The organism is Paenibacillus sp. CFBP 13594 (genome assembly GCF_014842675.1).
Classification (GTDB): domain Bacteria; phylum Bacillota; class Bacilli; order Paenibacillales; family Paenibacillaceae; genus Paenibacillus; species Paenibacillus amylolyticus_B.
The window spans coordinates 1-268 of record NZ_JACYVQ010000045.1; the positions used below are offsets into that span (position 1 = coordinate 1).

The 268-nt window shown below is 59.3% G+C and carries 1 protein-coding gene; it reads right to left on the reverse strand.

Annotated features, from left to right (window positions below):
* Positions 1–268, reverse strand: a 268-nt coding sequence (locus tag IFU39_RS32570) for a condensation domain-containing protein (protein ID WP_192136486.1), incomplete at both ends; no start/stop codon positions are given.

The window sequence follows — 268 nt, forward strand, 5'->3', positions numbered from 1 at the left end:
TCTCCCCGCTCCGCCTGCTGATACAGCACTTCCATGTCTTCCAGCAGGATTCGCCAGGACACCCCGTCCACGACTAGGTGATGAATCGCCAGCAGCAGATGGTCCCCGTTCTCGGCTTCAAACCACCCGACCTGTACCAGCTTGCCCTCTTCCAGGTTACATGCCTGCTGCACCCGGGTAGCCGCCTCATAGACCTGACGCTCCGGTTCATCCCAGCCCCGTGTATCAAATCGGTGCAGGGTATACATCCGCTCTCCAGTTTGAACCG